Annotated in this window: 15 protein-coding genes and 1 pseudogene; 10 read left to right on the forward strand and 6 right to left on the reverse strand. The window is 72.2% G+C overall.

All coding sequences use genetic code 11. The features are described from left to right. Window positions 1–112: 112 nt before the first annotated feature. The 3 genes from AB0D99_RS22390 to AB0D99_RS22400 form a co-directional block, all read right to left on the reverse strand. The gene (locus AB0D99_RS22390) at window positions 113–1,588 is read right to left on the reverse strand and encodes a carboxylesterase family protein (protein WP_362364807.1); all 1,476 of its coding nucleotides are present in this window, start codon (window positions 1,586–1,588) and stop codon (window positions 113–115) included. A gap of 301 nt (window positions 1,589–1,889) precedes the next feature. Next, window positions 1,890–2,819 carry a 5'/3'-nucleotidase SurE gene (surE, locus tag AB0D99_RS22395; RefSeq protein WP_362364810.1) on the reverse strand — a complete coding sequence of 310 codons (930 nt, stop codon included), beginning with the start codon at window positions 2,817–2,819 and terminating at the stop codon, window positions 1,890–1,892. 479 nt (window positions 2,820–3,298) lie between these two features. Beyond that, the gene (locus tag AB0D99_RS22400) at window positions 3,299–4,585 is read right to left on the reverse strand and encodes an MFS transporter (RefSeq protein WP_362364813.1); all 1,287 of its coding nucleotides are present in this window, start codon (window positions 4,583–4,585) and stop codon (window positions 3,299–3,301) included. An 809-nt stretch (window positions 4,586–5,394) separates the two neighbouring features. Between AB0D99_RS22400 and AB0D99_RS22405 the strand changes: the two genes are divergently transcribed. Continuing rightward, a complete protein-coding gene (locus tag AB0D99_RS22405) occupies window positions 5,395–6,123 on the forward strand; it encodes a phosphatase PAP2 family protein (protein ID WP_362364816.1) in 729 nt (242 codons plus the stop codon). Window positions 6,124–6,224: 101 nt separating this feature from the next. Next, window positions 6,225–7,778, forward strand: a complete 1,554-nt coding sequence (locus AB0D99_RS22410) for a carboxylesterase family protein (protein WP_362364819.1) — start codon at window positions 6,225–6,227, stop codon at window positions 7,776–7,778. Between the two features lie 193 nt (window positions 7,779–7,971). Here AB0D99_RS22410 and AB0D99_RS22415 read toward each other — a convergent pair whose 3' ends face one another. Then, window positions 7,972–8,502 carry a GNAT family N-acetyltransferase gene (locus AB0D99_RS22415; protein WP_362364822.1) on the reverse strand — a complete coding sequence of 177 codons (531 nt, stop codon included), beginning with the start codon at window positions 8,500–8,502 and terminating at the stop codon, window positions 7,972–7,974. Window positions 8,503–8,841: 339 nt separating this feature from the next. Between AB0D99_RS22415 and AB0D99_RS22420 the strand changes: the two genes are divergently transcribed. Next, window positions 8,842–9,849 carry a LacI family DNA-binding transcriptional regulator gene (locus tag AB0D99_RS22420; RefSeq protein ID WP_362364825.1) on the forward strand — a complete coding sequence of 336 codons (1,008 nt, stop codon included), beginning with the start codon at window positions 8,842–8,844 and terminating at the stop codon, window positions 9,847–9,849. Between the two features lie 78 nt (window positions 9,850–9,927). On the opposite strand, the gene AB0D99_RS22425 is transcribed toward AB0D99_RS22420, so the two are convergent. Both AB0D99_RS22425 and AB0D99_RS22430 read right to left on the reverse strand, forming a co-directional pair. Continuing rightward, window positions 9,928–10,671: a phosphatase PAP2 family protein gene (locus AB0D99_RS22425; protein ID WP_362364828.1), complete on the reverse strand. Its 744-nt coding sequence runs from the start codon at window positions 10,669–10,671 to the stop codon at window positions 9,928–9,930. 301 nt (window positions 10,672–10,972) lie between these two features. Continuing rightward, window positions 10,973–11,926: an alpha/beta hydrolase gene (locus AB0D99_RS22430; protein ID WP_362364831.1), complete on the reverse strand. Its 954-nt coding sequence runs from the start codon at window positions 11,924–11,926 to the stop codon at window positions 10,973–10,975. 207 nt (window positions 11,927–12,133) lie between these two features. Between AB0D99_RS22430 and AB0D99_RS22435 the strand changes: the two genes are divergently transcribed. The 7 genes and pseudogenes from AB0D99_RS22435 (at window position 12,134) to AB0D99_RS22465 (ending at window position 20,648) form a co-directional block, all read left to right on the forward strand. Beyond that, window positions 12,134–12,709 (forward strand): ATP-binding protein, encoded by a 576-nt coding sequence (locus tag AB0D99_RS22435; protein WP_362364834.1) that lies wholly within the window; start codon window positions 12,134–12,136, stop codon window positions 12,707–12,709. A 112-nt stretch (window positions 12,710–12,821) separates the two neighbouring features. Then, window positions 12,822–14,450 (forward strand): annotated as a pseudogene (locus AB0D99_RS22440) (AMP-binding protein); the annotation flags it as partial. A gap of 51 nt (window positions 14,451–14,501) precedes the next feature. After that, window positions 14,502–15,209 (forward strand): thioesterase family protein, encoded by a 708-nt coding sequence (locus AB0D99_RS22445; RefSeq protein WP_362364960.1) that lies wholly within the window; start codon window positions 14,502–14,504, stop codon window positions 15,207–15,209. After that, window positions 15,200–17,527: an FAD-dependent monooxygenase gene (locus AB0D99_RS22450; protein WP_362364837.1), complete on the forward strand. Its 2,328-nt coding sequence runs from the start codon at window positions 15,200–15,202 to the stop codon at window positions 17,525–17,527. Before AB0D99_RS22445 ends, AB0D99_RS22450 begins: the two co-directional genes overlap by 10 nt. A 61-nt stretch (window positions 17,528–17,588) precedes the next feature. Further along, window positions 17,589–18,617, forward strand: a complete 1,029-nt coding sequence (locus AB0D99_RS22455) for a carbon-nitrogen hydrolase family protein (protein ID WP_362364840.1) — start codon at window positions 17,589–17,591, stop codon at window positions 18,615–18,617. Further along, window positions 18,614–19,732 carry a cupin domain-containing protein gene (locus tag AB0D99_RS22460; RefSeq protein WP_362364843.1) on the forward strand — a complete coding sequence of 373 codons (1,119 nt, stop codon included), beginning with the start codon at window positions 18,614–18,616 and terminating at the stop codon, window positions 19,730–19,732. The genes AB0D99_RS22455 and AB0D99_RS22460 overlap by 4 nt, the downstream gene beginning before the upstream one ends. A gap of 16 nt (window positions 19,733–19,748) precedes the next feature. Continuing rightward, entirely contained in the window at window positions 19,749–20,648 is a 900-nt protein-coding gene (locus tag AB0D99_RS22465) for a fumarylacetoacetate hydrolase family protein (protein ID WP_362364846.1), read from the forward strand. Window positions 20,649–20,661: the final 13 nt, after the last annotated feature.

A 20,661-nucleotide genomic window follows, 5' to 3' on the forward strand; every position in this document is an offset into this window, starting at 1 on the left:
ACCGCGCACCGAGCAGGGCGCACGACCGACTCCACGGCGCACCGAGCAGGGCGCACGACCGACTCCACCGCGCACCTGGCGGGTACGCGGTGGAGTCGGCCCGGAAAGCGAGCTACAACGCCCCACGCTCCTGCCGGCTCTGCCAGAAGCCACACTGGTGGTCCGCGTCGAACGACGAACCGGTCCGCGTCGCGGCGGGGTTGAGCGAGAGGACCGTTCCCCGTCCGACCGTGGGCCAGACGGTCTGCCCCGGCACCGCCGGCGAACCGAACCGGGCGAAGGAACCCCAGTAGCGCTTCATGCGCGTCGCGAGAGCCGTCTGGACCTCGGACAGCGGCCGGTCGCCCGCCGTGAAGTCGTGCAGATACGCCAGCTCCGCACTGTGCGCGTTCGACATGTCGAGCCCCGGAACCTGCGTGCCCGCCAGGGTCGGAGAGTCCGGGTCGTCGAACTCGTAGACGTACGTCGGGACCTGGGAGGCGAAGAGCCGCGCCGTCCACGACGTGTGACAGGCGAAGGAGGAATCGGTCATGACCGCCGACAGCGCCAGGTACGGCGAGCCGTACGCCGAGACCGGATAGCGGGCGAGCACCTCGGGGCCCGCCGCCCCGTACCCGGCCAGGATCTGCGCCTCGTACTCCTCCTCCGTCAGCCTCGGCTGCGACAGCGCCACGAACAACCGCGATTCGGAGCGCGTGCTCCCGATCAGCACCGGCACCTTGTTCCAGTCGCCGTCGCGGATCGCCGCGGCCGGATCCACGGGCAGCAGTCCGTCACCCGAGGCCGGTCCCGATGTCGGAACCGTGCGCCCCGCCTCGACCAGCGTCGCCGCCGGCACCGCGCGCAGACACGCGGTCACCGTGGCCGGATCGCCACAGCCCGCGCGTACGGCGAACTCCCGGGCCCGCGACTCGGCCTGCGCGCTGTCGGAGGTACCGATCAGCGTGCACGGTCCGCTCTGCAGCACGGCGCGGTGGAACAGCCCCGCCGCCGAGGGGGCGGCCAGCAGCCCGCAGACGGAAGCGCTGCCCGCCGACTGCCCCGAGACCGTCACATTGCCGGGGTCTCCACCGAACGCCGCGATGTTCCGCCGAGTCCAGCGTAGCGCCTCGACCTGGTCCAGCAGGCCGAACGAGCCTGTCCGCCGGGCGTTCTCGCGGGCCAGCTCGGGCAGCCCCAGATAGCCCAGCTGACCGAGGCGGTAGTTGATGCTGACCACGACGGTGTTCGTGAGGTCGGCCATCGTCCGGCCGCCGAACTGGGTGCCCGTACCCATGGCGTACGCACCCCCGTGGATCCACAGGATCACCGGGAGCCGGGCTCCGGCCCGGGCTCCCTTCGGGCGGTACACGTCCAGGTAGAGGCAGTCCTCGCTGACGGCCGAGGGATCGGCGAGCCCGAAAGGCGCGAACTGTACGCAGGCGGGCGCCAGTCGGTCCGCCTCCCGTACGCCGTCCCAGCGGCGCGGTTCCCGTGGCGCCCGCAACCGGGCCTCACCGACGGGTGGCGCGGCGTAGGGGACTCCGAGGAACTCCTCCGCCCGGTCGTGGATCCGCCCCCGGAGCCGACCCTGGGCAACGGTGACCACCGGCCGCGACAGCGTCCGCGCCCAGGCCGGAGCCGGAGTCGCATCCGAAACCGGAGCGGGGGTCCCGTCCGAAACCGAGGCCGGGGTCGAAACCGAGGTCGAAGCCGAAGCGAGGGCCGAAGCGGGGGCCGAAGCGAGGGCCGACGCCGGGGTCGAGGCAGCCGCGGTGGCCGGGAACGCCGACACGAGCAGGGCCGCCACCAGTGTGAGAGCCGTACCGAGCAGGGGTCTTGTCGAAGTGGGCCGGATTCCGGGCCGCTTCATCCATCCTCCTGAGTTGGCTGGTGTGAGTGGCGCGGGGTCAGGGGCGCAGACCGGCGATCAGCGTGGAGGTGACGGCGTGGTCGGCGGCGCCGGTGTTCCAGTTGGCGTTCATCGGGCTGACCGCGATCCGGCCGGCGATGATGGCCTCCACGTCCCCGCCCTTCGCCGCGGGCCGCATGTCCACCGTCACGTCGACCTTCCAGGTGCCGTCGCCCGCGTCGGTGTAGTTCGGTTCGAGGATCGTCTGGGGATCCTGGAAGGTGGAGGACACCCCGGCGGCGGTCCCCTTGCCGTCGGCGCCGACGACCGGGTGGTTCACGTTCAGGCCGACGCCCTTGGGCAGCAGGGGGCCCGACTTCGCCCGTGTCCGCAGGCGGTCGATGAGCTTGACGGCGAAGTCGAGGGTGGGACCCATCGCGTTGACCGTCGTGACCGGATCGGGCACCGAGAGGCCGCCCGTGCTCAGCGCGATCGCGGGTACGCCCGACTCCACCGCCGTGACGGCACCGCCGACCGTGCCGGAGTGGCTGGCGAGACCGGCCACGTTGGGACCGAAGTTGGTGCCGGACACGACGAGGTCGGGGGCGCGTCCCTCGAAGACCTCGGAGAGGCCGAAGGCGACGGAGTCGCCGGGGCTGCCGTCGACGGCCCACACCTTCGGCTCGGGGTGCTTCACCGTGATCGTGGGGGCGCTCGACATCTTCGTCCCCGTGCCGCTCTGGTTGGTGAGCGGGGCGACGATCGTCACGTCGTGCCCGGCGGCGGTCAGTCGCTCGAACGCCTTGCGGATTCCGGGTGCGTTGTAGCCGTCGTCGTTGGTGAGCAGGATCCGCAGGGGAGCGGCGGGCGCGCCGGGGGTCGTGTGTGCCGGGGCGGTCTGCGGTGAGGCGACGGCCGGCGCCGTCCCCGCGAGCGCCGTGGTGCACAGGATCAGCATGGCCGGCGGCAGAACTCGCGTGCGTCTCACAGGAGGCTCCTAGGAAGAGGGAGGGAGAGGAGGTGAGGGTGTGGTGCTGCGAGGGTGTGGTGGTGCCTTTGGTGAGGGTGAGATGAGGTGGTGCGTGACCGGCGGGCACATGACCCTCGGCACGTGCCCGCCGGAGTACGGGGGGTGGGGCGGCGTCGGCGGGATGCGGCCGACAGGCCCGCGCTTGCTCCTTCGGATCACGCCCGGATCGCCCGAGGCGGGCGGGCGCGGCGAGGCGCGGCACCGATGCCCGGCCCGCAGGCGCGGGCGCAGGCGACAGGCACGGGCACGGGCGATAGGCACAGCACGGCGCGTACGGCATGTCGGGCGCGGGCGCAGGCACGACGGTCCTGCACGGGCAGGTGCAGTGCATGCGGCACGGGAGCGACGTCCGGTGCGGCACACCGAGGGCATCTGCGACGTGCCGCGGATGGCATCCGCGGCCGGCGTCCGATCCGAAGGAGTCGCCTCGGCGAGTGTCAGCGCACGCTGCGGATCGGGAGGATGGCGAGGGCGCCGATCAGCGACAGGGCGCCACCGGCCAGGAAGAGCGGGGTGTACCCGCCCAGGGCGGTGACGATGGCGGAGGCGACGAAGGGGGCGACGATCTGCGGCCCGGCGTTCGCGATGTTCAGGACGCCCATGTCGCGGGCCGCGTCCTCCGCACGGGGGAGGACCAAGGTGACCAGCGCGGTGTCGACCGCCATGAAGCAGCCGAAGGCGAGCCCGTTGAGCGCGCTGAAGACGAGCATTCCGGTCCAGGTCGGGCTGACGACGGGCACCACCATGACCAGGCCGGCCAGCGCTGCCGAGACGCCGACGAACACCTTGCGGCGGTCCAGACGGTCGGACAGCACGCCGCCGACGACCGTGGAGACGGCCACGGCGATCATCGACACCGGGGTGAGGATGGCGATCGCGGCGGGCGGGGTCAGGCCGGCCGGAAGCTCGATGTGGTCGCCGAGGATGTAGAGCTGGTAGCCGACGACGGAGAAGTAGCCCAGCACCATCAGCGCGCGGCCGATGAAGGCCCAGCGGAAGTCGTGGTTGGCCAACGACGAGAGGAACGCCGCGATCTGGGATCCCTTGGGTGCCTTGGGGACGGGCTCGGTCCGAGGGGTGTCACGGCAGAAGACGGAGAGCAGCAGGGCGGCCACGGCGACGATCGCGCCGAAGACCAGGTAACCGGTGCGGAGTTGGGTCGCCGTCTGCGAGGCGATGAGGACGCCGACGGTTCCGCCGATCGGCATGCCCAGTCCCACCAGAGCCGACGCCGTGCCGCGGCGGGCGACGGGGACGCGGTCGGGAACGATCGCGGTGACCGCCGCCTGGTAGGTGTTCATCGTCGCCTGGACCAGGCACCAGCCGATGCCAACGAGCAAGGCGGTGGTGACGTTCCCGAGGAGGGCCAGCGAGAGCAGCGCGCCGAGGGCGCCGCCCAGGATCCAGGGGTTGCGGCGGCCACTGCGGTCGGAGAGGGCGCCGGCGATCGGGTTGAAGGCGGTCGCGAAGATGGCGCTGATGCCCCCGATGAGGCCCAGGACGGCGACCTTGTCGTCCGGCGCGATCGCGGCGACCTGGGTGGGCAGGAGGACGGAGCCGACGCCCATGTAGACCGCCATCATGGCGGAGTTGGCGACCAGCAGCAGGAGCATGAGCCCACGCTGGCGCGGAGCTTCCGGTTGCGCCGTGGTGGCGGCGTCGGCGGTGGTGTCGGCGCCCGTGGCGGGCGGGTCGATCGGATCGGTGAGCTCGTTCGTGGCCATGACGACTCCTGGGAGGACGGAGCGGGGAGCTGGAGCGGTACGGGAGCGGGTGTCGGCCGGGGTGGGGCCGTGGTGCGTCGCCTCCGGCACACGGGTGCGCGGTACACGGGTGAGGAAGACCCCGCGAGAGCGGTCGCAGGGTGGCCGTGTGTCCGGAGGACAATGCGGAAGGCTGCGGCCGGCACCATGTTGTTACACGTGTTACCCGCAACGCTTGGAGACTGTGTAGCACCCATTTCCGGGTCTCGCTAGAGGCTGAGTCGGGTCGTTACGCAGATCGTGACCAGGGAAAGAACCGCACGTCGAGCACGTGTAACCAACTTTCGCCCATGCTGACCAGGGCGATCGTGTCTCGAAACCCTCTTGCTCTTGTGGCGGCGGTCACGCATCCGCAATACTCCGTGGCGCACCGCGACGGTCGTTCGGCTCCGGTGCTTCATCCGGCCCGCGCAGCCGTACGACCTATGCCTGCGCGCCGGAGCGACGCCGCCTCTCCCGGCCTCCGCGGCCGAGTGTCGCCGCGCCTTCGTCGTCACCCGATCCCCTTGGCGCAGCTGCACCCCGTGGCGGCGTGGCGTGCCGTCCCCGCGGCCCGAGCCCCTCCGCCGGCCACCCCGCCCGGCCCGTCCCGTACGCCTTCGCTCCTTCCTCGGGTCTCTGCCTGCCCGCCCATCCCTCGGGCCTTCAACTGCCCCGCCCCTCCCTCGCGCTCTGTCGCACGCTCCTGCGCCCCACCGCTCCCCGACGTCCCCGCGCCCGCCCTCCCGTGCGCCCCACCGCTCCGGGTGAACCACCGTGAAAGGCCCGCCATGATGCCGAGCCCGCCCGACGCCACCCCGACCCCGACCCCGCCGCTTCCCGCGGCCCCTCCCCGCCACCACCTCCCGGCCGCTCCGCCGCGCCATGCGGTCCCTGCCGGTGTCGCGCTCCTCCTCGCGTCCTTCCTGATCGGCCTGTTGCTGCGCATGGCCGACCGCCCGTTCTTCCAGGGGCTCGACGATCGATGGGCCGCCTCGATGGACGGCTCACGCGTCGACGCGGTGACCGGACTCGCGACCGTGCTCGACCGCCTCGGTGGTCCGCTCGGCCTGGTCCTGCCCCTCATCCTGTGCGGATGCCTCTGTGTCTATGGTCGCTGGCGCTCGGCGCTCTACGTGTTCGCGGCCAACGTCCTCGGCAGCGTCGTCGTCGTCCTGCCGCTCAAGGCTCTCGTCGACCGCCCGCGTCCGCCCTACCCCTGGGTCCTGGTCAATGACGGCTCGTACCCCTCGGGCCAGGTCTTCAGCGCTGTGGCCTTGGTGTTCGTGGTCGCGGTGGTGGTGTTCCCGCCGCGTGCGCGACGCTGGTGGTGGCTGTTCGGCGCCGCGTACGTCGTCGCCATGATGTGGAGCCGCACCTGGCTGCACGCCCAGTGGCTGAGCGACACCTTCGCCGGCGCGCTGGCCGGCGTCGGGGCCTGTCTGCTGCTGTGGCGCGCGTTCGGGCCCTTGTCGAGGACCGAGGCGGAGCGTACGGCGGCCAACAGTCTGTGGCTGTGAGGAGCTCCCGATATAGCGATTGATTGACGGTCGACGAATTTCCGCAATACTCTCGACAGGGTCGGCGCGTGTTCGACGCGCGGCCCAGGAAGGACAGGCTCATGGCTCCCACCCCAGCCCCGGACCACTCACTGGTCGACCTCCCCGCAGGGCGCCTGCGCGGCACGACCGACGGCGGGGTCACCGTGTTCCGCGCCGTGCCCTATGCCGCACCGCCGGTCGGCGATCTGCGCTGGCGCCCCGCGCAGCCCCACCCGGGCTGGAGCGGCACCCGGGACGCGACGACCGATGGGCCCAGCGTGCCGCAGCTGTACATCGAGGGCGGGGACCCGGTCCTCGGCGGCCACGGCGCGCCGCCCTTCGACGAGGACAGCCTCACGCTCAACGTATGGACCCCCTCGGTCGACGACGGCCGTCGCCCGGTGCTCGTATGGATCCACGGTGGCGGGTTCGTCTCGGGCTCCGGATCGATGCAGAACTACTCCGGCGCGACCTTCGCCCGCGACGGCGACCTCGTGGTGGTGACCATCAACTACCGCATAGGCCCGCTCGGATATCTCTACACCGGCCCCGAGGAGGGCAACCCCGAAGGGGCGGGCAACCCCTGGCTCAGCGACCAGCTGGCCGCCCTCCGCTGGGTCGTGGCGCACATCGCCTCCTTCGGCGGCGATCCGGAGAACGTCACCGTCGCCGGACAGTCGGGCGGCGCTCTGTCCACGGCCGCACTCGCCGGACTGCCCGAGACCCAGGGGCTGATCAAGCGCGTGATCCTGCAGAGCCCGCCCTTCGGGCTCGACCTCCCCGACCCGGACGCGTACCTCGAACGGACCTCCGCCTACCTGGAACTGGCAGGTGTCAAGAACGTCGCCGAACTGCGCGAACTGCCCTGGCCCGTGCTGATCGGTGCGGCCGGCGGACTGTTCGCCCGGACGTCGCGCTGGGGCCACTGGCCGACCCCGTTCCTTCCCGTCATCGACGGGATCACCCTGACGCGCCACCCGGTCGAGGCCCTGTCGCAGGGAGCCGCGACCGGGATCGACGTGATGATCGGCTGGACCCGCGAAGAGGCCAACTTCGGCTTCGCCCTCGACCCGGGGTACGCGAACGCTGACCAGGAGCAGGTGACCGCCCGGATCGCCGAGACCTTCGGAGCCGAGGCCGCGCCGGAGGTGTACTCGGCGTACGAGCGGACTCGACCGGGCGCCGGCCCGGCCGAGGTGCTGATGGATCTGATCACGGACGAGCTCTTTCGGATCCCGGCGGTGCGGCTCGCCGAGGCCAGGGCGGAATCGGGGCGGCCCGTCTGGGCGTACCAGTTCGACCTGCCCACGCCGGCCCACGACGGCCGCCTCGGCGCCGCCCACTGCCTTGAACTCCCCTTCGTCTTCGCCAACTTCGACCAGTGGGCGCACGCGCCGTTCGTGTCCGGACTCGACCCCGTCGTCCGCGACGGGCTGGCGCGCACCATGCACCAGGCGTGGATCGCGTTCGCCCGCACCGGCGACCCGAACCATGCGGCGATGCCGACATGGGACCCGTATCGCGTGGACACGCGCACCACGATGCGCTTCGACTCGGTCGTGACCGCTCTCGCGGACCTCGCCGGCGATTCGCGGCGCCTGCACGAGAGGGTGGCGAGCGACCCTCGGTCGTAGCGTCAACCCCTCCGCAGCGGTGGGGGAGTCACGAGAGGCCGAGCGGCGGTGGCTCGTCAGACACCCCTACGAACCCACTCCACCCGCCGACCGGCGGGTGGAGTGGGTTCGGGCCGCTGAACTCATGCCACGCGAAGGTACGGCGTGCGGCCGGTGCGGCATCCGCGCCGACGCGGGGGAGAGGGAGGCGCGCCTATCGGGCGAGCGCCGGCTGGTCGGTCGAAGCCGGACGGTGGACCAACACGCGGGTGATGCCGCCGTCCTCCTCTTCCATGTCCCGGACGTGCTCGAAACCGATTCTGTCCAGCAGAGTCAGCGAGGCCGCGTTCGGTGCGGACACGGTGGCGTACACCTCCGTCAACCCGAGGGTGCCGAAGCCATGGGCGACGATCGACCGCGCCAGCTCGGTCCCCAGACCGGACCCCCATGCCGCCGGCGCCAGGGCGTAGATGATCTCGTGGCCCGAGACGGTGTCGGTCGGCTTGATCTCGGCATGGCCCACCAGGAGTCCGTTGCGACGAACGGCCCAGACGTCGAACAGGTTCCGGGCATAGACCTTCGTGAAGATCCGCCCGAACAAGGCCCGGTCCGCCGCTTCGGACGAGGGGCCGTCACCCATCCACCGCGACACCCTGATGTCCTGGAACAGGGCGACGAAGTCCTCTTCGTCCTCGGGAACGTACGGCTCCAGGAGCAGCCGCTCGGTGCGCAGAGTCGGGGTCACGGGTCGCGAAGCTACCCAGGCGCCGTCCGAGGCGGCAAACGACTTTCGCGGCGCGGATTCCTCCCTGCCGCCATGGCGCGCACATCGACGGGCCTTTGCCGGGGCGCGCACATCGACCGGCCTTCGCCGTGGCCTGCACTTCGACCCGCCTTTGCCGTGGCGCGCACATCGACCGGCGCCGCGGCCCGCGCGGCGCCATGTGCGCGACCGACGGCACAGAGGCATTCCCTCCTCGCGCCCGGGGCCCACCGCGCTCGTGATCTAACTCGTGTAACCTCGATGGTGCAAGCAGGTACGACCGTCGGCACGAATCCACCGCTAGGAGCGTCAAGGGACGTCATGGCAGAACAGACCCCCGTCCCCGCCTCGATCACGAGCGCCGATGTGGCACGCCTCGCCGGAGTCTCCCGTGCCACCGTCTCCTTCGTCCTCAACGACACCCCGGGCCATCGGGTGAGCGAGAGCACCCGCGTCCGGGTCCTCGACGCCGCCGACCGCCTCGGATACGTCCCGCACGCCGCCGCCCGGTCCCTGCGTGCCGGTCGCAGCAACCTCGTCCTCATGCCCGCCTCGATCTCCGCGATCGGCAGGCTCGTCAGCGACTGGGTCGACGAGCTGCACAGCGAACTCGACCGTCACGGCTACACGGCCGTCCTCCACGCGGGCCGCTTCGCCGACCCCGTCGACGCGGCCCGTGCCTGGGCGGAGCTGCGGCCGGCGGCGGTGGTCGCCCTGGACGGAGACAGCCTCACCACGCAGGCCACCGAGCTGCTGCGCCGCGCCGGAGTGCGCGGACTGATCGCCTTCGCGTCCCGTCCGCTGCCCGGCGTCCACACCATCGGCCTCGACCACACCCGCATCGGTGCCACGGCCGCCGAGCACCTGATCGCCCGCGGCCGCAGCCGTATCGGCGTCGTCATGCCCCAGGAGCGCGGCCTGGACGCCTTCGCCCGGCCGCGCCTCGCGGGGGCCGAATCCGTGGCCGCGCGACACCTGGCCACGGTCACGCCGGTGGAACTGGCCTACACCCGGGAGTCCGCGGCCGCCCTCGCGCGGCGCTGGGCGAGCCTGGACCTCGACTCCGTCTTCGCCTACAACGACGAGTACGCCGCGCTGCTCCTGCACGCGCTCAGGACCGAGGGCATCGCGGTGCCGGACGAGGTGGCGATCGTCGGCTCCGACGACCTGGTCCTCTCGGCGTTCCAGCAGCCCGCGCTCAGCACGATCCGCCTGGATCTGGCGTCGCCGGCCGAGATCGCGGACGCCTTGCACGAACTGATCGAGACCGGTTCGACCGCTCCGATCCCCGCGGTGGAGGCCGTACTCGTCCATCGCCAGACGTCCTGAGACTCGGCCCCCGCTCGGAGGACGACGCGGCGGGTTCCGGCCCGTGAAGCCCACGGGCAAGGAACCCGCCGCCGTCGGTTACGGCACCGCGGGCGCGGCGTCCGGGGTGGTCGCGGCCGCCCCCCGGCGGTCGCGCGCTGATTCCCGGGCGAGCGCGGGGGCGCACAGCCACCAGGCCAGCAGGCCGGCGGCGGCTCCGGCGGCGGCTCCGGCCACCGTGTCGGTCAGCCAGTGCGCGTGCAGCCATGTGCGGCTCCACATCATGGCCAGGGTGAACACGGTGCCTCCGAGCCACCAGGCCCGTCGCCGTGCGGCCGGGACGAGCAGTACACCGACGAGTACGACGAGCAGTGCCGCGCCGGCCGCGTGACCGGAGGGGAACGAGCCGTGGTCGACCCGCACCAGCGGGTTCTCCGGTCGCGGTCGGTCCACCAGGTGCTTGAGCCCCTGGACGACGAGCAGATTGCCACCGAAGTACACACCGAGCAGGAAGCCGACCGCGACCCAGCGCCTGCGCAGGAGCAGGAAGAAGAGCAGGGCGAGCGGTACGACGACCCCGAGCGGGCCGCCGAACCAGTTCAGGGCCGCGGCCAGTACGGCGTACGGCCCGTCGTGAGGGCCGCCCATCCAGGTCAGCCACCGGTCGTCCAGGCGCTGGAACGGCGGGTTGGCCGGGTTGGGCCGGACGACGAGAGCCGGCAGCACGGCGACTGCGAGCAGGAGGAGTCCCGCCACGAGGACACCCGGACGGCGGCGCTGGGTCGCCGCGTCGGCGGGTGGTCTCTCGGCGAGCGGGGACGGGGTCACCGGATTGCTGGACATGGCTGCCTCTCGCGAGCGCGGGCTGGGGTCCGCGGCACTTGGGTGGTCGATGTACCCGAGGGGCCCGGACGGACCGGGCCCCTCGGTGAAGCGGAGCGCGACGGAGCGCGGCTCCGGTGGGGCGGGAGAGTGGCTCCGGTGGAGCGGGGGCGCGACGGAGCATGACTCCGGGCCGGGCCGGGCCGGGCGGGGCGGGTGAGCGGGGCGAAGCGGAACGCCCGACGGGCCGGAGGCGCTGGCGCCGGCGATGGAAGCGGCCGGGGAAGTGCGGACCGCCGCGGGGCCGGGCTCGTCGGGAGGCTCAGACGCCCGACGCCAGGTGCTTGGCCAGGAAGGAGACGCTCTCCGCGACGATCTCCGCGATGTCGGGGGAGCCGAGGAAGATGTGGTCGGCTTCCGCGACGGGGCGCAGGGTGACATCGCCGCCCGCTCCGGTCAGGGCTTCGGCCAGCGTCTCACTCTGGCTGAACGGCACCAGCCCGTCCCGAGTGCCGTGGACCAGCAGGAACGGCGGCGGAGTCGAGCCCCCTGCGTACGTCACCGGACTGGCTGCCCTGGCCAACGCTGGACGCTCCTCCTCGGAGCCGCCGAGCAGGGCCTCGTAGGGGTCGGGGAAGTCGCCGCCCGGGGGCATCCCCGGCAGGGGGTGACCGACCAGGGCGGGGAGGTCGGAGACGCCGTACCAGTCGACGACGGCACGGACACCGGTGTCCCCCGAGCCCACCCCGTGCGTGCCCTCCAGCGCCGCGGCATCGGCGCTGTGCGGGCCGACGAGGCCGGCCAGCGCGGCCAGGTGGCCCCCTGCCGACTCGCCCCAGACGGCTATCCGGTCGGGGTCGAGGCCGAGGTCGCCCGCGAACCGGCGGATGTAACGGATCGCGGCCTTCACGTCGTGCAGCTGGGCCGGGAAGGGGGCTTCGAGGCTGTGTCGGTAGTCGACGGAGACGAGCGCGAGCCCGGCGGCCAGGACCGATCCGTGCAGGAGCGCGGCCGGCACGGTCGGCGGCGGATAGCGGCGGTCGCCGTCCAGCCAGCCGCCGCCGTGGATCCACACGACCGCGGGGAACGGACCCTCTCCGGCGGGGACTTGGACGTCGAGAAGCCGGGGACGGTAGCCCGGCGTCGAGGCGTAGGTGACTCCGTCGAAGCGGCGCACCCCGTGCTCGTCCGTCACGGGCGCAACCGGGGGGTGGTAGGGCGGGGGAGGCCAGGTCATGTCGGCCGGATCGAGCTCGGCCGGGTGGGATTGCGTCATTGCGGCCCTTCTGCCGGCCTCGGGCTTCGCAGCGATTTGTCCGAAATGCTTGCGCGAGACACCCGAGGAGACGTAGCGTGTTACACGTGTTATCAAAACTCTAGCGACGCGTTTCCGCCGACGACAAGCCCAGTTGCTGTCTGATTCTCGAACTAGTTACACGAGTGACCAAGCGATCGCGTCGCGTGTCCCCTCTGGGAGCGCGCCATGCTCGCCGCCACCCCCCCTTCCGCGCCCGGTGTCCCGGCCCCCGCCTCCGCCCCGGCCCCCGGCTCGGTGCGGACGGCCGCCTCCGTGCCGGTCGCCGTCCCCTCGCCGGTCTCGCATCGGCCCTTCCGGCCCCACACTCCGCGCCGCGCTCCGGTCCCGGCCTCCAGGCGGGCCTTCGTCCGCTGGGTGCCCGAGCCCACCGCCGCCACCGTTCCGCTGGTCCGCGGTCGCGTCCGCGCCCTGCTGGAGGGCTGGCGGATCGCCTCGGATGTCGCGGACACCTTTCTGCTGGCCGTCAGTGAGCTCGTCGGCAACGTCGTCCGGCATGCCGCCGCGACCGGGCGAATGCGCGTCGCCGTCTCCTGTGGTGGGGGCTGGCTGTGTCTGGAGGTCGCGGACGCCGCGTCCGCCCTGCCTCGGCTGCCCGATCCCGCGGCCGAGGTCGATCGGGACGCCGAGGGTGGGCGGGGTCTTCTGCTGGTTCAGTTGATGGCCGCCGAGGTGGGTGGCGAACTCGTCGTCATCGCACATGAGTTGGGCAAGCGCGTGCGGGTGAGAGTCCCTCTCGCGTGAGCGGCGCCGGCGGGCTGAGTGCCGCAGAGATATCGCGAAAAGTTGACGGCCGCCAAATTATCGAGATACTTGGCCCATCTCCCCCGCTGCTCCCTGATCGAGGTGCCGCCCCATGGAGCTCTCCCCTTCGGCACATGCCGATTCCTTCTGCCGCGACCGGCTTCCCGACTTCTCCCTCTGGCCCCGACTCCAGTTCGAGATACCGGAGTTGGCCTATCCCGACCGGCTCAACTGCGCCCGACGCCTGCTCGACGACGCCGTCGAGCGCTGGGGGCCCGACCGTCCCTGCCTGCTGACCCCGACCGAGCGCTGGACCTACGGCGAGCTCCAGGAGCGCGCCGACCAGGTCGCCCGGGTGCTCACCGAGGACCACGGGCTCCGCCCCGGCAACCGCGTCCTGCTGCGAGGTCCCAACAACCCGTGGCTCGTGGCCGCGTGGTTCGGCGTCCTCAAGGCCGGCGGTGTGGCTGTGACCACGATGCCGCTGCTGCGCTCCACCGAACTCGCCGAACTGTGCGAGATCAGCCGCCCCACGGTCGCCCTGTGCGACCACAGGTACGTCGCCGAACTCGAGGCGGCACAACCGCCGCCCCCGCCCGGCGGGGCCGGCACGCCGGGCCTGCCCGTCATCCCGTACGGAGGCCCCGGCACATCCGACCTGACCGCCCGCTGCGCCACGAAGGAAGGCCGGTTCACCGCGGTCGAGACGGCCGCCGACGACGTGGCGCTGATCGCCTTCACCTCGGGCACGACGGGGCGCCCCAAGGCGACCCTGCACTTCCACCGGGACGTCCTCGCCAACGCCGACACGTTCTCCCGGCACATCCTCAAACCCCGCCCTGAGGACGTCTTCACCGGCACACCGCCGCTCGCCTTCACCTTCGGCCTCGGCGGGCTCGTGGTCTTCCCCCTGCACGCGGGCGCCGCGACCCTGCTCATCGAGCAGGCCACCCCCGAACAACTCGCCGACCTGGTCGCCGCTCACGGAGTGACCGTCCTCTTCACCGCGCCCACCGCCTACCGGGCGATCATGGCCGCCGGGGCGACGGGACGACTGGCCGGACTCCGCCGCTGCGTGTCCGCGGGAGAACCCCTGCCCGCCTCCGTCTGGGAGGAGTTCCACGCCGCCACCGGCCTGCGCATCATCGACGGCATCGGCGCGACCGAGATGCTGCACGTCTTCATCTCCGCCGCCGACGAGGACATCCGGCCCGGTTCCACCGGCCGTCCCGTCCCCGGATACCGGGCCGCCGTGGTCGACGACCAGGGCGATCCGGTGCCGGACGGGCAGCCCGGGCTGCTGGCGGTCACCGGCCCCACGGGCTGCCGATACCTCTCCGACCCACGCCAGACGACGTACGTCAGGAACGGCTGGAACATCACCGGCGACACCTACATTCGCGACGCCGACGGCTACTTCTGGTACGTGGCCCGCAGCGACGACATGATCGTCTCCTCCGGGTACAACATCGCAGGTCCGGAAGTCGAGAAGGCGCTCGCCACCCACCCGTACGTGGAGGACTGCGGCGTCGTCGGAGCCCCGGACGAGCGGCGCGGCATGGTCGTCAAGGCGTACGTCGTCCTGCGTGACGGCATCCCGGCGGCCGAGGCCACGGTCCGGGAGCTCCAGACCCACGTCAAGCAGACCATCGCGCCGTACAAGTACCCGCGGGCCGTCGAGTTCGTCGCGGACCTCCCGAAGACCGCCAACGGCAAACTCCAGCGCGCCGAACTGCGGAAACTGGCCCGCGCCGGGGCCCGCGCGGAAGACATCCGCACGGACACCGGGGGAGTGGGCGCGGCCACGCGCCAGCTGGACGGCGCCGTCACGGACACCGGGGGAGCGGGCGTGGCCCCGCGCCAGCTGGACTGCGCCGTCACCGACGACGAGGGAGCCGGTGACGCACGCCGGGAACCCCATGACGCGCGCACGGACGGCAGGGGAGCCGACGGCACCTCTACGGAGGGCATCCGCGCCGAGGCCGGTGGCCTCTCGCCGGCACCCGGCCCGGTCGAAGGCGGCTGCGCCGCCGGCGTCCCCGAGGCACTGGTGCCGCACCTGCCCAGCATCACCGTCGAGCGCCACGTGGAGTGGCCCGACACCGACGCCGCGGGCCACTACCACCACTCCACCGTCGTCCGCTGGGTCGAGGCGGCCGAGGCGGCGCTGCTGCGCCGTCTCGGTCTGTCCCACCTCTTCGGCAGCACGCCCCGCGTCCACTTCGAGGCGGACTACCGCGCCCGGCTCTGGTTCGGCGAGGCCGTCCGCACCGAGCTCCGCGTCACGGAGGTCGGCACGAGCTCCCTGCACTACGCCTTCACCGTTCTCGGCGAGGAGGGTGCGCAGGCCGCCACCGGCCGCATGGTCGTCGCCAACTCGGCGGCCCGCGCCACCGGGACCACCCCCTGGCCCGCCGATGTCCGCGAAGTCCTCACCAAGGCGGGCCCACAGGCCCCCGAGCTGATCCACAGAACCACTGGAGGTACGCCGTGCGCGTAGCAGTCATCGGAGGAGGGCCCGGCGGCCTGTACTTCGCGGCCCTGGCCAAGCAGCTCTCCCCGGACTGGGAGGTCACGGTCTGGGAGCGCAACGCCCCTGACGACACGTTCGGTTTCGGAGTCGTCTTCTCCGACGAGACCCTCGACGGCATCGCGACCGCCGACCCGGTCGTCCACGCCGCCATGTCGGCGGAGTTCGCCCGCTGGAGCGACATCGACGTCCGGTACCGGGGGCAGACCCTCACCTCCGGCGGACACGGCTTCGCCGCCCTCGGCCGCCGGAGCCTGCTGCGGATCCTCCAGGACCGCTGCGCGACCCTCGCCGTGGACGTCCGCTACCGCACCCAGGCCCCGCCCGCCGAGCGACTGGCCGACGAGTACGACCTGGTGGTGGCCTGCGACGGCGTCCGGTCGGCGACCCGCTCCGCCTACGCCGACACCTTCGGCCCCGACCTCGACGAGCGTTCCGGCCGCTACATGTGGCTGGGCACGGACAAGGTCTTCGAGGCGTTCACCTTCATCGTCGAGGAGCGCGACTTCGGCACCCTCCAGGTGCATGCGTACCCGTACGACGCCACCCGCTCCACCTTCATCGTGGAACTCGACGAGGACACCTGGCGACGCGCCGGATTCGCGGACTCCGCCGACCGGGAGTATCCGCCCGGCACCAGCGACGAGGACAGCATCCGGCGCTGCGAGGAGCTCCTCGCCGAGCACCTGGACGGTCACCACCTCCTGCCCAACAACTCCAAGTGGCTCCGGTTCGCGACGGTGCGCAACCGCACCTGGCGGCACCGGAACGTGGTCCTGCTCGGCGATGCCGCGCACACCGCCCACTTCTCCATAGGCTCCGGCACCAAGCTCGCCATGGAGGACGCCCTCGCTCTCGCGGCCTGCCTGCACGAGCACCCCGGCGACGTCGCCGGCGCGCTCGCCGCGTACGAGGACGAGCGCCGGCCGGTCGTGGAGTCCACCCAGCGGGCAGCCCAGGCGAGCCTCGAATGGTTCGAGAACATCGACCGCTACACCGGTCAGGACCCGCACCAGTTCGCCTTCAACCTGCTGACCCGCAGCCGCCGCGTCACCTACGACAATCTGCGGGTGCGCGACGAGGCGTTCACCACGGCCGTGAACGTCACCGAGCCCGTCCCCCCGATGTTCCGCCCCTTCCGGATCGGCGGGCTGCGGCTGCGCAACCGCGTCGTGGTCCCGCCCACCGCCCTCGCCACCTCCCGCGACGGCGTCCCGGGGGACTTCGACCTCGTCCACCTGAGCACCCAGGCCCTCGGCGGGGCCGGCCTGGTCATCGCCGGCATGACCGCCGTCGCCGCCGACGCCCGTCCCGACCCCGGCTGCGCGGGCCTGTGGAACGACGATCACGAGGCCGCCTGGCGCCGGATCACCGGCTTCGTCCACGGGCAGAGCGACACCTGCCTGGGCGTCCAGCTCACCCACGCCGGCCGCCGAGCGGCTTCCGAACCGCTGATCGCCGCGTCCCCGCTGCCGTGGTCCGAGGGCGGTCCCGCGCCGCGCGAGGCCACCCGTGCCGACATGGACCTGGTGGTACGGGACTTCGTACGCGCCGCCCAGCGCGCCGACCGGGCCGGCTTCGACGCCCTGGAACTCCAGTACGGTCACGGTCACCTGATCTCCGGATTCCTCTCGCCGCTGACGAACCGGCGCACCGACGCGTACGGCGGCGATCTGACCGGGCGGTTGCGCTTCCCCCTGGAAGTGCTGCGTGCCGTACGGGAGTCATGGCCCGCGGGCAAGGCCCTGCTCGTCCGGATCTCCGCCGCCGACTGGGCGGAGGGCGGCCTGAGCGAGGCCGACGCCGTGGGTGTCGCCCGCGCGCTGGGGGAAGCGGGCGCCGACGCGATCGATGTCTCCACCGGCGAGGTCGTCGCACACGAGCGGCCCCGTTTCGGCCGCAGCTACCAGACCCCGTACGCCGATCTGATCCGCAATGCCACCGGGCTCCCGACCATCGCCGTCGGCGCCATCTCCACGTACGACGACGTGAACTCGATCATCCTGGCCGGTCGCGCCGACCTGTGCGGTGTGGGCCGCGCCCAACTCCACGACCCGTTGTGGACCCTGCACGCGGCCGCCGCCCAGGGCTACCGCGGTCCGGCGGCGCCGTGGGCACCGTCCTGGCGGGCCGGCAGCGCCCGACCTCCCGCCGGCCGCACCGACCGGGTACCGCCACGCCTCGAACTCCTACGGCGGTCGGCCGCCCCCGTGCACCAGCGCTGGCTGCCGCGCCCGGCCGCCGCCGGCGTACCCGCCGACGCCTCCACGGCCGCACACGTCGGCTGAGGACCCCTGCCGCGCCTTCCCGCCGAAGTCTCCTCCCGTACCCCATGAAAGGGGACACCCCATGCCGCAACCGCCACCGATCCCCGACTCCCTGCCCCGGTTCACGGCCGCCGCCGTGCAGGCCGCGCCCGTCTACCTGGACCCGGCCGCCACCGTCGACAAGGCCGTCGGCCTGATCGCCGAGGCGGCCGGGAACGGGGCCCGACTGGTCGTGTTCCCCGAGGTGTTCGTCCCGGGATATCCGTACTGGAACTGGACGATGAACCCGGTCCAGGGCTCCCCCTGGTTCGAGCGACTCCAGCGCGCCTCCGTCGACATACCCGGCCCGCACGTGGACGCCCTGCGCGCCGCGGCCCGCCACCACGGGGTCGTCCTCGTCATCGGGATCAACGAGCGAGCAGCCCACAGCCTCGGTGTCCTCTACAACACCCTGCTCACCATCGGTCCGGACGGGGAAATCCTCGGCGTGCACCGCAAGTTGGTGCCGACCTGGGCGGAGAAGCTCACCTGGACCGGCGGTGACGGCAGCTCGCTGCGCGTCCACCGCACCCCCGTCGGCCCGCTCGGCGCCCTCGCCTGCGGCGAGAACACCAACACGCTCGCCAGGTTCACCCTCCTCGCACAAGGCGAACTCGTCCACGCCTCCTGCTACATCGCGCTGCCCGTGGCCCCGGCCGACTACGACATGGCCGACGCGATCGCCGTACGGACCGCCGCCCACAGCTTCGAGGGGAAGGTCTTCTCCGTCGTCGCCTGCTCCACCATCTCGCCGGAGATCGTCGACGCCCTCGCCGGGGACGACGACGAACTCCGCGCCCTCTTCCAGCGCCCGCGCAGCGCGCTCTCCGGGATCTTCGGCCCTGACGGCAGGCCCGTCACGGAGCCGCTCGTCGACGACGAAGGCATCGTCTACGGCGAGATCGACCTGGCCCGCTGCATCCAGCCCAAGCAGATGCACGACATCACCGGCCACTACAACCGCTTCGACATCTTCCGCCTCGAAGTCGACAACACCCCGCGCCCGCCCGTGACCTTCACCGTGCCGCCGACGGGCCCCGTGACCACCACCGCACCTGAGGAGGACGTATGACCATCGAGCAGGACGACTCCGCGCTCGGCCGCGCCCGGGTCTCCGACACCCCCGAACTCACCGCGTACTACGGCGAACTCGAAGCCCTGGACGCCGGCGCCCTGTGGACCGTCGCCAACGACATCGAGCCCTGGTACCCGCAGCCCAAGTCCCTTCCCGTGCTGTGGTGTTACGAGGAACTGCGCCCCCTCGTCCACAAGGCCCTCGGCCTCGTCGAGGCCGACGACGCGGGCCGCCGCGTCGTCATGCTCGTCAACCCCGGCCGCAGGGACGTCAGCGCGGCCGCCGGACTCCTCTACACCGGCCTGCAGATCATGGGCCCGGGGGAGGCCATGACCGCCCACCGCCACCAGGCCGCCGCCCTCCGCTTCGTCCACGAGGGCACCGGCGCCTGGACCATCGTCGACGGACAGAAGCTCACGGTCGGCCCGCGCGACTTCGCGATCACCCCGAACGGCACCTGGCACGAGCACGGCAACGACGGGACCGACGCACCGGTGATCTGGCAGGACGGCCTGGACATCCCCCTGGTCAACGCCCTCGACGCCGGGTTCTACGAGGTGCACCCCGACCTGTACCAGACCCCCGGCAAGGTGGTGAACTCCTCGGTCCTCACCTACTCCGGCACCCTCCTCCCGTACGGGGCGGAGAAGTGGACGCGGCCCTACTCGCCGCTCCTCGCCTACCCGTGGGAGCCGACGTACGAGGCCCTGCGCGCTCTCGCCAGGGCGACCGACGGCTCCCCGTACGACGGCGTCATCGCCGAGTACACCAACCCGGTCACCGGCGGCTCGGTGATGCCGACCATGGGCGCCCACATGCAGTTGCTGCGCCCTGGACAGGCCACCGCGGCACACCGCCACACCGGCTCGGTGATCTACACCGTCGCCAAGGGACGGGGAGCCTCGGTGATCGGCGGACGACGCTTCGCCTGGACCGAGGGGGACATCTTCTGCGTCCCGTCCTGGGCCTGGCACGAGCACCAGAACCTCGATCAGGCGGAGGACGCCTGCCTCTTCTCCTTCAACGACTTCCCCGTCATGCGCTCGCTCGGCTTCCACCGCGAAGAGGCGTACCCCGACAACGGCGGCCACCAGCCCGTCACCTCCGCCTGACCCATCAGGAGCCCCCATGCGTCTGCTGACCTTCACCCCTCCCACCGGCGGTGCGCCGCGGCTCGGCGCCGAGACCGGCGACCACGTCCTCGACCTCACCGCTCTCGCCGACCACACGGGCGCCCCGCTCCCGCATGACCTCCTGGGTTTGGTCCAGGCGGGTCCGGCCGCACTGGACGCCGTGCGCCGGCTGCTCGAAGGCGACCGCCCCGCCCACGCCGTGCACCGGACCGTCGACGTCCGCCTCGCCGCCCCCTTCCGCCCGGGCAAGATCATCGGGGTGGGGCTCAACTACGTGGAGCACGTCGAGGAGTCCAGCCGCAGCCTCGACACCGACAAGGAACTCCCTCCCCGCCCGGTCCTGTTCAGCAAGCCCGCCACCGCCGTCACCGGCCCCGGCGCCCCGATCCTCCACAACGCCGACCTCACCACCCAGCTCGACTGGGAGTGCGAGCTCGCCGTCGTCATCGGCCGCACCGCCCACCGGGTGGGCGAGGACGAGGCGTACGACCACATCTTCGGCTTCAGCATCGTCAACGACATCAGCGCCCGCGACCAGCGCCGCTCCGGCCAGTGGTTCTTCTCCAAGGGGCAGGACTCGTACGCCCCCTTCGGCCCGGTGGTCGTCACCGCCGACGAGATCCCGGACCCCATGGCCCTCGACCTCTCGCTGCGCGTCAACGGCGTCACCAAACAGAAGTCGAACACCCGCCACATGCTCTTCCCGATCGCCCGCCTCATCGCCGACATCAGCTCCGGAGTCACCCTGGAGCCCGGCGACGTCATCGCGACGGGCTCGCCGTCCGGGGTCGGAGCCGGCATGGTCCCGCCCGAGTTCCTCGCGCCCGGAGACACCGTGGAAGCGACGGTCGAGCTGATCGGCACCCTGACCAACCCGGTGGTCGACGCCCGCTGACCCCGCGGCCTAC

The organism is Streptomyces sp. NPDC047971 (assembly GCF_040653355.1).
In the GTDB taxonomy this organism is placed as follows: domain Bacteria; phylum Actinomycetota; class Actinomycetes; order Streptomycetales; family Streptomycetaceae; genus Streptomyces.

Excerpts from the sequence above, each read along its gene's own strand:
- AB0D99_RS22400 (WP_362364813.1), bottom strand. The coding sequence starts at position 4,585 with ATGGCCACGAACGAGCTCACCGATCCGATCGACCCGCCCGCCACGGGC.
- AB0D99_RS22405 (WP_362364816.1), top strand. The coding sequence starts at position 5,395 with ATGATGCCGAGCCCGCCCGACGCCACCCCGACCCCGACCCCGCCGCTT.
- AB0D99_RS22410 (WP_362364819.1), top strand. The coding sequence starts at position 6,225 with ATGGCTCCCACCCCAGCCCCGGACCACTCACTGGTCGACCTCCCCGCA.
- AB0D99_RS22420 (WP_362364825.1), top strand. The coding sequence starts at position 8,842 with ATGGCAGAACAGACCCCCGTCCCCGCCTCGATCACGAGCGCCGATGTG.
- AB0D99_RS22425 (WP_362364828.1), bottom strand. The coding sequence starts at position 10,671 with ATGTCCAGCAATCCGGTGACCCCGTCCCCGCTCGCCGAGAGACCACCC.
- AB0D99_RS22430 (WP_362364831.1), bottom strand. The coding sequence starts at position 11,926 with ATGACGCAATCCCACCCGGCCGAGCTCGATCCGGCCGACATGACCTGG.
- AB0D99_RS22435 (WP_362364834.1), top strand. The coding sequence starts at position 12,134 with ATGCTCGCCGCCACCCCCCCTTCCGCGCCCGGTGTCCCGGCCCCCGCC.
- AB0D99_RS22455 (WP_362364840.1), top strand. The coding sequence starts at position 17,589 with ATGCCGCAACCGCCACCGATCCCCGACTCCCTGCCCCGGTTCACGGCC.
- AB0D99_RS22460 (WP_362364843.1), top strand. The coding sequence starts at position 18,614 with ATGACCATCGAGCAGGACGACTCCGCGCTCGGCCGCGCCCGGGTCTCC.
- AB0D99_RS22465 (WP_362364846.1), top strand. The coding sequence starts at position 19,749 with ATGCGTCTGCTGACCTTCACCCCTCCCACCGGCGGTGCGCCGCGGCTC.